The sequence below is a fragment of the Nostoc sp. UHCC 0251 genome (genome assembly GCF_034932245.1).
Taxonomy (GTDB): Bacteria; Cyanobacteriota; Cyanobacteriia; order Cyanobacteriales; family Nostocaceae; genus Nostoc.
In genome coordinates this window covers 1-10,499 of the sequence record NZ_JAYGHD010000129.1, presented here as the reverse complement: position 1 = coordinate 10,499, position 10,499 = coordinate 1, and the positions used below count along the sequence as shown (strand labels likewise).

The window sequence follows — 10,499 nt, the reverse complement described above, 5'->3', positions numbered from 1 at the left end:
AGCGCTTTGTCTTTCGACGGCTAGGTTTTTTAAGTGGTTGATTACCTTTCCACTATTATTAGTATAGTGTACTGGTACACTAATTAATTCAAAGCCGTCCTAGAAGGACGGGGCTTTAAACCCAATTTTTCGGTAAATAAAAAAGGAATGCGTACATGGGAAAAGGGAGGTTAGAAGCATTCAGCGATGGGGTGATTGCCATTATCATCACCATTATGGTGCTGGAAATCAAAGTGCCGCATGGGTTCGATTTAGCTGCGCTGCGTCCCCTAATTCCAGTATTTCTCAGCTATGTGCTGAGTTTTATCTTTCTTGGCATCTACTGGAACAATCACCATCATCTATTACAGGCAGTCCGACACGTTAATGGGCGTATTCTTTGGGCGAATCTACATTTGCTGTTTTGGCTATCATTAATCCCCTTCGTCACTGGCTGGATGGGCGAGAATCAGTTTGCCGCCATGCCAGTTGCCCTTTATGGTATGGTATTGTTGTTGTCTGCGCTCGCATACTTCATCCTTACCCGCACCCTCATCTCTCATCATGGCAGCGATTCGACATTAGCGATCGCAGTAGGTCGAGATTTCAAAGGAAAAATATCGATGGTGTGCTATGCAGTGGCAATTCCACTTGCTTTTGTGAACTCATGGTTTGCCTGTATACTATACGTTCTGGTTGCAGTTATGTGGCTCATCCCCGACCGTCGCATTGAAAATACTCTTACTCATTGAACGTATTTGTTCAATATGCCTTTGTATCGGGTAGCAAAAACAAACTTTTCCTTTCATCTTGCGCCATCTAAAAACCAATACGCTTGGGTTAAGATCCCCTCGCCTGTGGCGACCCCCTTTTTAAGCTAAATAGCCCAACACAAGAACTGTTAGGCAAATCCGCAAGTTAACAACAATTCTGTAAACTGCGCTTCCTCTTGAACCCTCATTGTTCTTAATTGTGTCATCGCTTCCATAAAAGCATTGTCACCTTTTACCTGACAAATAATAGCCCAGTCAATAGTTTGCAGCAGTGAAAATTGAAATACACGCTGCAACAGTGCGGGCTGATCAGACTCACGATATGCTGGCAGCATCCGCGATAAGAAGTCCAAACCATAGTCCTCATAAATCCAGAGGAAATCCCATGCCGGATCTCCAATCATTATGTCTCCAAAGTCAATGATGGCAGTGACCCGCTTCGTTTTCTCATCGAAGAGAACATGATCTGGAGAAAGGTCGCCGTGCAACAACGTGGAGCGAAAATCTGAGGTGTTACCGGATGATTCTAGATAGCTCCCAATCACCCGCTCAATAAACAGGCACTCTGGTTTATCTAGGATTGGAAACAGATTCTCTCGCGCTCGCTTCAACAAATCAGAACACCGATTTGCATATTCATTGGTTAATACATGACAATCCTCTGCAAGCCTTACATTCACCGAATGCATCTGGTTCAGGAAGTGCGCTACTTGCTTTGCACAATGGGTTCGACTTGCTTCCTCAAGTGTGAAATATTGTTCTTGCGATAGAGCGTGACCGTGCAGGAGCGGGTAAGCAATAAATGACAGTTTCGGATTATCTTCAAAGGAGGCAATTTGTGGAGATGGAATCGGGAGTGTGATTTGATTTGCAAGTTTGGGAAGCAAACAGTATTCGCGTTTCAGACTCGCGCGTGCCTTGTCGTGTTTAGCAAAGCGGAAGACCCATTCATCATTTACAACGTATGCTGAACAGAAGTCCCCCTCAGCGAGATAGTATATTGAGTCAATTGTCCATTCTGGACAACAACGCAAAATAGCCTTTGTAATTTCTATAAGTGTCAAATTACCTCACATTAATCTAATGAGTAAAATATATTGCAGCTTCATAAAGAAACTGTATAAGGCTCAAAGTCATGTAAATCTAAGTATTTTTTTGTAACTCCATGAGGATAGAGACAGCTATCCCAGCAAAAGTAACCAAACAGGCAATGCTTCCTTTACGAGGTTGTGGATAATTACTGATAAAAATAGTCAGAATATGAGCTAATGTTGAAGTTTTCAGCATTCTCACCCTTATTTCAACAAATAAAAATATGTTATTTAAGCGCTTGTAGTGTCAATTCCAATTAATTATGCCTACCCGGCCAGTTTTGGGTGTGGAAAAAAATTACAAATCAGTCATTAAGCTTCCGCGTTCCTTAACTGCTATTGAAACTTTTGGCTTTGGTTTGTCTGGCTTACTTTCATGGTTTACCTCTGCACCATTCATAACTTCTGGGCTAGGAATGCAAGCCTTGTTTGTGTGGATACCAGCAACCATTATAGGTGTAATGCTGTGCTTTCAAGTGCAAGCTTTGGGTAGGCAATGGCCAGATGTGTCAGGAGGAACACCTAATTACACCAGCAGACTGCTGAAAAATTTTCCGCTTTTAGGACGCTATGCAGCACTAGGATATTTTGCTGGTTGGGTTTCATTTCCCATCAACGGCATCATTCTTACAGAATTGATCAAAGTTCAGCTGGAACCTTGGGGCATTCATTGTCCAGAGATGGCGATGAAAATAGGTTTCACACTACTTCTATTCAGTATCGCGTTTAGTGGTACACGCGCTTTGGCAATTCTGCATTTATGTTTCATTATTCCAGCAGTCGGATTAGTGCTTCTGTTTTCTGTTCAAGGCATAGGCTGGTTAGCGTTTTCGCCACAAAGTCCTGGTTTGCTTCCTAGCAGTTTGCCTAGTTTTTCGGCTGTTGAATGGCCGAAGTGGTTTTTCTTCGCCGTTTATGCTGTTTATAGTGTTGAAACAGGTGCAGCGTTTGTAGCGGATAGTCAAAAACCCCACCAAACTTTACGTTTATTATCAGTTGCAGGTTATTTAATCGCTATCATCTCTCTGTGTGGCTCTTGGGTGCTGATGCGTTTAGGCAGTAACCCAGAGTTAGAAGGTGATCTGTTTAAGACTTTTGTCGCAGCTTCACCTTTCTGGGGCCAAGCAAGTTCATTAATTGTAACGTTATTGATTTGCTCTAGTTGCCTTCTTGGTGCTGCTATTGGGGTAGCTAATACTCCTCGTATTTTGTATCAACTAGCTTTAGACGGGCATATGTCTCCAGTCTTCACAGTTGTTTCCCGTCAAGGTGTATTGCAACCTAGCCTAATATTTGCTTTTATATTCAGTTTATTTTATTTACTTTCGGGCGATCTCAATAATTTAGTGATAACTATCACTATTAGCTATTTATTATGTATTATCACATTCCATTTTGGGCTATGGTTGAACCGTGGACAGCCTGGAATACGATGGCCTTGGTTATCCTTGGGCTTTTGTTGTGTGGAGCTAGTAGCCTTAATAGTTGGTGGTTTAGCCTGGAGGTGGCAAAACTTAGCGGCTGGGCTACTGCTACCTGTGATAGTTTTAGTAGCTGATGCGGCTATCCGGCGAATCCCTTTTGCCCCTTTCCATCTTCAATGGTGGGTGCAACGCCGACAGTCATATAGTACCCAGATTAAAGATTTTGTCGGGTTTCAGGTAGGAATTTTATTAGCATTAATTTGTAGTACTGCTACTATTATCTGGGTGGTTAAGGAGCAGTTTGAAAAATTCCCTAGTGGTGCAGATAAAAATCTCTTTTTCATTCTGCTGATGGTAATTTCATTTATGGCAGTAGCGATCGCTTGCTGGACTACTTTACCACAAATTGCATCGATTGCCGAAGCCCGCGAAGTGGCTGAAAGTCGCTTCATTACTGCCTTAGATACTGTCTTAGATACAGTTTTAGTGCTTGATGAAAATGGCGTCATCACTCAAGCTAACTCGGCTGCTGAATCATTATTCGGAATAGATGTCAATCAGCTGCTTGGGCTTCATCTTGATGATTTTTTTCCAGAATTAGGTGATGCGCCTGCTTATTGGCAAAGCAGAAGTGAGCAAATCTTACAAAAATCTCCAAAAGAGAAGCAGATCATTGAAACAACGGTTTCACACAAAATCAATCCCCAGCGCCAAGAATATATTGTTTTCTTACGGGATATTAGCGATCGCAAGCAAGTAGAAGAAGCATTACGCTATTCTGAAGCAACTTTGCGCCAGCAAGCGACTGAACTCGAAGAAACTTTACAAGATTTACAGCACACTCAAGGACAGTTAATTCAAACTGAGAAAATGTCTAGCCTCGGTCAACTTGTTGCTGGTGTAGCACACGAAATCAATAACCCCGTTAACTTTATCCACGGTAATCTCACTCACATTGATAATTACACCCAGGATCTAATTAGTTTAATCGAGCTTTATCAAGATATTTATCCAAATCCGGTTCCAGAAATTCAAAATTTGATCGCAGAAGTTGAACTTGATTATCTGATAGAAGATATGCCCAAAACGCTCTCTTCTATGAAAGTCGGCACTGGGCGCATCCGCGAAATTGTCCTTACCTTACGTAACTTCTCTCGACTGGACGAAGCAGAGATGAAACCTGTCAACATTCATGAGGGAATAGATAGCACACTGTTAATTTTGCATAATCGTTTGAAAATAAAAGTAGAACATCCTGCTATTGAAATTCACAAAGAGTATGGAGAATTGCCAGCCGTAGAATGTTATGCCGGACAATTGAACCAAGTATTTATGAACATTATTAGTAATGCCATTGATGCGTTAGACAAGTACAACGACGAAAGAACAGTAGCAGAAATCAAAAACGACCCTAGTATAATTATCATTTGTACTAAAGTAGTAAATCCTGATTGGATAGCTATCTCTATTCAAGATAATGGCCCTGGAATGAGCGCAAGTGTTAAACAGAAGCTATTTGATCCTTTCTTCACTACAAAACCCGTGGGACAAGGCACGGGTTTGGGATTATCTATCAGCTACCAAATTGTAGTGGATAAACACGGTGGCAAGATGGAGTGTATTTCTGAGCCGGGACAAGGGGCAAAGTTTTGCATTCAAATCCCGGTTAAATCGGCGTATGTTGCAAAGATAGGCAACACTAGCAGTCTCTAATCTGGTTTGCTAAGATAATAACTCTTTTTCACTTTCACTAGAGAAAATATGAAATCTTTGATTGAAACAATTTTATTTCATTAATTAACAATGAAATAAAATTGTAAATCTGAAGTTCAAAATTCTCATGCAATCAAATTCCAAAAATCATAACTATTTTTTCTTGCCACTGCACAATAGGAATAATCTAAACCTTATACACCACCCATTGAAGCTTCCTGTATTCTACAGGTGAGAACTTCTCTTTGAAGCTAAACAATCCACTTGTTTCTGAGCCACCCAAATTTAAATAGCGATATCCTGCTTTTTGGAGAAGCCGACAGCATTCCACAATCAAGTACTCAGAAAGGTTAGGAAATTCTTGGTGCAAAGTGATACTTGCATAAAGACCCACTGTATCATCGCTTATCGGCTCCATAGCAAAGAAAGCCGCAGCCTTACCAGCAATCCGAATCAACCGCGAAAAGTACATTTTGCCGTTGTTGCCCAGTGGAGGATAATGAATAATGTTGTCGTAGTCTGAGGTCTGGGAGATGTGCAACTGCTTGATATCTAAATAGTCAAAGAACTTATTGACGATATCATGAGCCTCAGCAGCATTCTCTTCGCATAAAAACTCAGATGTGGTTTGATCGCCAAACTTAGAGCAGAAGTAGCGATAGTTGGTCTTAAGACCACTACGTTGATGCACCTTTAGCTTTTCCAAAACAGCATTGACATCGAGGATTTGTTCAGCAAAGGTATCATCTTCTTCCATAGCTTGGGCGTGCCAAGGATAATCCTCGATTGGTGAAAAGCCAATGTCCAGAAGGCGATCGCGTTCTTCCATCGTTAACTTTTTCACGAACACAGGAACGCCACTTAGCTCTAATAAATGCCGACATAAACGCTGTAAGCTCTCTGGATCAAATTCTCCCATCGGGTTAACAACGTGGAAATGCCAGTTACCTCCAAGTGAGAAGCGATTACCAATACCGATACCAGCCAACATCCGACCATCAAAATACTTCAGTCCGAGGCGATCTGGCCCGAGTCCATTGGCCGCTTGGCAGACATAATAAAAGCTGTTACCGTAAGTCTGCGTTTTGTCTAATAGGCGGAAATCTCGAAAAAGCTGCCGATCTTTGCCGCTAATGTAGCTAACTCGACCGCCAAATCGTTTGATTGTCCGTTCAGCCAGGAGATTCTTTACTTCTAGTGTGTTGTTTTCTGTTGTAGGAATCTCTGCTTGCTCCCACATGCAGAGAAACTGTTTGCGTTGTGCATCAGCAAAGGCAAAATCTTGCACTACTAAGACCTGAGCCGGAGAACCCCAAAGAATAGTGGCGACCTTATCGCCGTAGACACAAATAGTAGTGGGGTTAAAGAAATGTTCTGGAATCCAACGATGTTGAGATTTGGAGTCTTTAAGGGTGAAAGCATCACCAAACCGGGTAAGCACTCGCGTTTCAATCCCTTGATCTACTAGTTGACGCCAACGGGAAACAATGTCGTCTGGATTTGACTCCATAAAACGACGCTCATCGACACCACTAAAATAAACTTCACCCCCTGTATTACCAAGGGTTTGGTGAATATCGTCAAGCACAGCCTGTACTACATTATTCCCTTCAAGAGTAGACATTACAGAAGGTGAATTTCGTAGTTCAGCCTTGATAGGTAACACTCCGGTCATGGGTAAAGTTCTCCTTCGGTTTAGTTAGTACGTTTCTTGAGCGAATAAATCACCCAACATGGATGCTCCAGTTCACTCACCCAGGTAAAGGGTTCGTTCCCTTGAGCGAGAGGTCGTTGCGCTTGAATGACCTCAAAACCCGCCTGCTCAAACGCAATTCGGTAGTCTCGATCCGTCCAGTAATAGTCATATAAAACTATCTCTGTTCCCCGAATCGAGACTCGAACTCTTTCCCCTGACTGAAGGCTATGATTCTCTGGCAGATCATTTTGAAAGGACAGCCAATCATGGGAGTAATATTCCTCTGAACAAGTCACGACGATCGCTATGCCATCATTTTTTAGTAGGCGATCGCATTCTCTGAGTGTTTCTATCATCTGAGGAATGGAGGAATATTCGAGCAGGACAAAACTTTGAAAAATCAGATTGAAGTAAGCATCTGCAAAAGGCAATGGTAATACATCAACCAAGTAGTATATTCCGGTTGGATCGATTTGGCGAGCTTGGGCTAACATTTGGGCATTGATATCAACACCGATCGCATCCCATCCTAAGGATTTGAGAAACCGAGTTGATCGCCCTGCTCCACACCCAAAATCTAAAGCGAGTAAACCGGAAACAGGGTTTTCAATGCGTTGGATAATATTAGCAAACGCAAGATAATATGTCCCTTCAATTCCTAAATTAGAATACTGTTCTGAAAATATTTGGTATGCATGGGTCTGCTCGTGTGCAATTTTAATGACAGACACGAAGATATCTCCAAAATATTTGAAAGTTGGTAAAAGCTAGGAAATTTTAAATTTACATTAAGGTTCAGCGAGTTGTGTAGTTTTTAAGATAACAGACGATAATACAAAAAAACTATTACAAAAAATTAACTATATTTATATTAACTAATTTTTTATTAAAAACTATTAAGATATTGATTATTAATAGACTCAAATATTAAATAGTTGGTGAATTTTTTGAGATTTTTGAAGCTAAGGTGTTTGAGTAGCATCCATGCATAAAGTTATGCTAATAGCCTGTTAACTGACTTGATCAGTTGTATATAGGAATCCGTTTTGATTTTTGAATTTATTTGCGTGTGCAGACAATAGGCAATAGGCAATAGGCAATAGGCAAGAAGGCTTTTTGATCTGTACGGAGTTTTTTCACGCAATCAAATATGAGTCATATATAAAAGCAAGAATGCGAAGTATCTCTTGAGATACTTCGCATTTATGTGCTAAAAAGACAGCTTAACTACAGCAGTTTGCAAGTTAATGAGCTACAGTTTGTAAACTCAAGAACCAGATATAAAGCAAATTTTACTTCTGATTCTTGTAACTTCTGTTCATCGTACTTTTAGGCCGAACAGAAGACATTGGAGAAATCCGCTACTCCGAGCTTTCTAAATTCTGCTGTAATTGTCATTTTAGGCTGCAACTTTTTCCTCAAATGGTTTAAAAGTTTTTTTGCTAGCACCGCAAATCGGACATTCCCAGTCATCAGGAATTTCTTCAAAAGGTGTACCAGGTGCAATTCCCGAATCAGGATCGCCAGCAACCGGATCGTAAATCATGCTGCATTGTCTACAAATCCATTTCCGAGTTTTGGGATCTTCATCTGCAACTCTGGTTGCTGTTTGTCCTCCATTTAATACTTCTAAAGCTTCAGCGTAGCGCTCGGCGTGGTAATTTTCGATGAATTTTAACAAGCCAAAACGGTGTGCAGCTTCCCGAAATGTGTTCGCATGATCGGTTGATTCTTTAACTTGTTTGAGAAATTCTTCAGCCGCAGGATTGTCGCGATCGCGTTGAGCATCTGCGGCAAACTCTGGATACATTGTGGTATATTCGTAAGTCTCCCCTTCAATTGCCAAAGATAAACAGCGAGATACAATTTCTCGCTTTTGTTCATCAGTTAAAGCAGCCGAATCTTCTACCACAAGTTCTGGATGCAGCAACTTAAAATGTGCAAAAGCGTGTTCGGTTTCTTGATCAGCTGTTTCTTTAAAAAGTTTCGCCAAGTCTGGAAACCCAAGTTGACGCGCCACATCCGCAAAAAACAGATACTTGCGATTTGCCATCGATTCACCACCGAAGGCAGCTTCCAAGTTTTGAAGTGTAGTAAAGTTGGACAAATCCATAATTTTTGGATGCCTGCAAAGTGATATTTAGCGTGAGAATACAGACTTTACAACCGGATATACGAGCCATTATTTGTATAAGTTTTAAATGATTTATACAAACTTTTCCAGCCCATATTTAGCAATCCGTTTTGTTAGCTGCTCTTGGACAATTATAAAACCGAAAAGTTTTACAGATGACAAATTCTACTTTTGATTTAGAGATACAGCAGATTTAAGCTAAGTCTGTTACCCAGGTATAAAGCATATTTTACTCCTGAATTCTGCTGTAATTGTGATTATTTCAAGTGGTCTGAAGTTCTAAAAATGGGTAATCAGTGTATCCTGTTGCGTCAGGGGCATAAAATGTCTTTGGCTCTGGGGTGTTCAAATGTGCGTTCAGTTCCAAGCGTTTTGGTAAGTCAGGATTAGCAAGAAATAACTTGCCAAAAGAAACTAAATCTGCGTTGTTGCTGGCAAGAATACTATCTCCTGTTGGGCGATCGTAGCCACCATTGGTAATCAAAGTACCTTGGAATATTTGGCGGAAGTAAGGTGTAACAGGGTTCATGACTTCGCGGGTTGCTAAATCAACTTCGTTCGGTTCCATCAGGTGAAGATAGGCAAGTCCAAAGGGGTTAAGAGCCTTGATAGCATAACTAAAAGTTTCTTGAGGGTTGGAGTCATGCATTCCGTAGAAAGTGTTACTTGGTGAAAGTTTGATACCAACACGGTTGGCACCCCAAACGCTAGCGACTGCTTCCACAACTTCTAAAAGGAATCGGCTGCGCTTTTCTATTGAACCGCCATACTCATCTGTGCGTTGGTTCGAGCCATCTTGGAGGAATTGATCGATTAAATAGCCAAATGCACCATGAAGTTCAATCCCATCAAATCCAGCCGCCAAGGCATTTTCTGCGCCTTTACGGAATTGCTCGACAATCTCAGAAATTTCTTGGGTTTCTAAAGCACGGGGAGTTTCCAACGATACTTTACCTATGGGTGTATGGAGTGAGCCAACTCCTGCGATCGCACTAGGAGCAACTGGCAATTCTCCACCAAGTAAAGCCGAGTGAGAAACTCTCCCAGAATGCCAAAGTTGTAAAAAAATTCTGCCCCCTTGTTCATGTACTGCATTAGTTGTCAATTGCCATCCTGCCACTTGTTCTTCTGAGTAAATACCTGGGCAGTTTATGTATCCTAAGCTCAGAGGTGAAACCATTGTACATTCGGTAACGACCAGCCCAGCACTAGCGCGTTGGGCGTAGTAAGTTGCCATCAGCGAGTTTGGGATGCTTGCAATTGCCCGTAAACGCGTCATCGGTGCCATTACGATCCGGTTTGGTAAGGTGTAAGGGCCAAGCTGAACTGGGGTGAAAAGATTGATATTGGAATTCATGGCTTAAATTTCTATTACTGCGTTGCACATTATCGGCTGAGGTTTTGAAACGAGGAATATCGCTTTTATGAGGAAAGCTTTGATCGCCTCATGCAATTCCACCGTTTACACGGATGTTTTGCCCTCAAGTGTTTGTTCAAATAATCGTTGGATGTCGGATATTTTGCTAATATCAGCTTGTACAGCGATCGCTTCTACTCCCAACTTTTCAATTTCCGCAACAACTTCCTGTGCTTTGCCTGCATTACAAAAAACAGGGTGTGGGGTGTAGGGTGTGGGGTGGTGCGACTCGTTTGCGGTGAATTCATAACCCGCAGTGAAAACGTCAAGGC

The 10,499-nt window shown here is 41.6% G+C and carries 7 protein-coding genes and 1 pseudogene; 2 read left to right on the top strand and 6 right to left on the bottom strand.

From position 1 onward, the window contains the following. Positions 1 to 155 precede the first annotated feature (155 nt). Positions 156 to 731 carry a TMEM175 family protein gene (locus tag VB740_RS14900; protein ID WP_323200762.1) on the top strand — a complete coding sequence of 192 codons (576 nt, stop codon included), beginning with the start codon at positions 156 to 158 and terminating at the stop codon, positions 729 to 731. A 149-nt stretch (positions 732 to 880) separates the two neighbouring features. On the opposite strand, the gene VB740_RS14895 is transcribed toward VB740_RS14900, so the two are convergent. Then, positions 881 to 1,786 carry a phosphotransferase family protein gene (locus VB740_RS14895; protein ID WP_323200763.1) on the bottom strand — a complete coding sequence of 302 codons (906 nt, stop codon included), beginning with the start codon at positions 1,784 to 1,786 and terminating at the stop codon, positions 881 to 883. A gap of 320 nt (positions 1,787 to 2,106) precedes the next feature. Between VB740_RS14895 and VB740_RS14890 the strand changes: the two genes are divergently transcribed. Further along, entirely contained in the window at positions 2,107 to 4,980 is a 2,874-nt protein-coding gene (locus VB740_RS14890) for an ATP-binding protein (protein ID WP_323200761.1), read from the top strand. Positions 4,981 to 5,167: 187 nt separating this feature from the next. Here VB740_RS14890 and VB740_RS14885 read toward each other — a convergent pair whose 3' ends face one another. From VB740_RS14885 to VB740_RS14865, 5 genes and pseudogenes are all read right to left on the bottom strand, one after another. Continuing rightward, entirely contained in the window at positions 5,168 to 6,655 is a 1,488-nt protein-coding gene (locus VB740_RS14885) for a hypothetical protein (protein WP_323200760.1), read from the bottom strand. A 20-nt stretch (positions 6,656 to 6,675) separates the two neighbouring features. Next, on the bottom strand, positions 6,676 to 7,407 hold the full coding sequence (locus VB740_RS14880) for a class I SAM-dependent methyltransferase (RefSeq protein ID WP_323200759.1): 732 nt from the start codon (positions 7,405 to 7,407) through the stop codon (positions 6,676 to 6,678). 668 nt (positions 7,408 to 8,075) lie between these two features. After that, on the bottom strand, positions 8,076 to 8,789 hold the full coding sequence (locus VB740_RS14875) for a rubrerythrin family protein (RefSeq protein WP_323200758.1): 714 nt from the start codon (positions 8,787 to 8,789) through the stop codon (positions 8,076 to 8,078). Positions 8,790 to 9,072: 283 nt separating this feature from the next. Further along, positions 9,073 to 10,167: an alkene reductase gene (locus VB740_RS14870; protein ID WP_323200757.1), complete on the bottom strand. Its 1,095-nt coding sequence runs from the start codon at positions 10,165 to 10,167 to the stop codon at positions 9,073 to 9,075. Between the two features lie 105 nt (positions 10,168 to 10,272). Then, positions 10,273 to 10,499, bottom strand: a pseudogene (locus VB740_RS14865) (hypothetical protein); the annotation flags it as partial.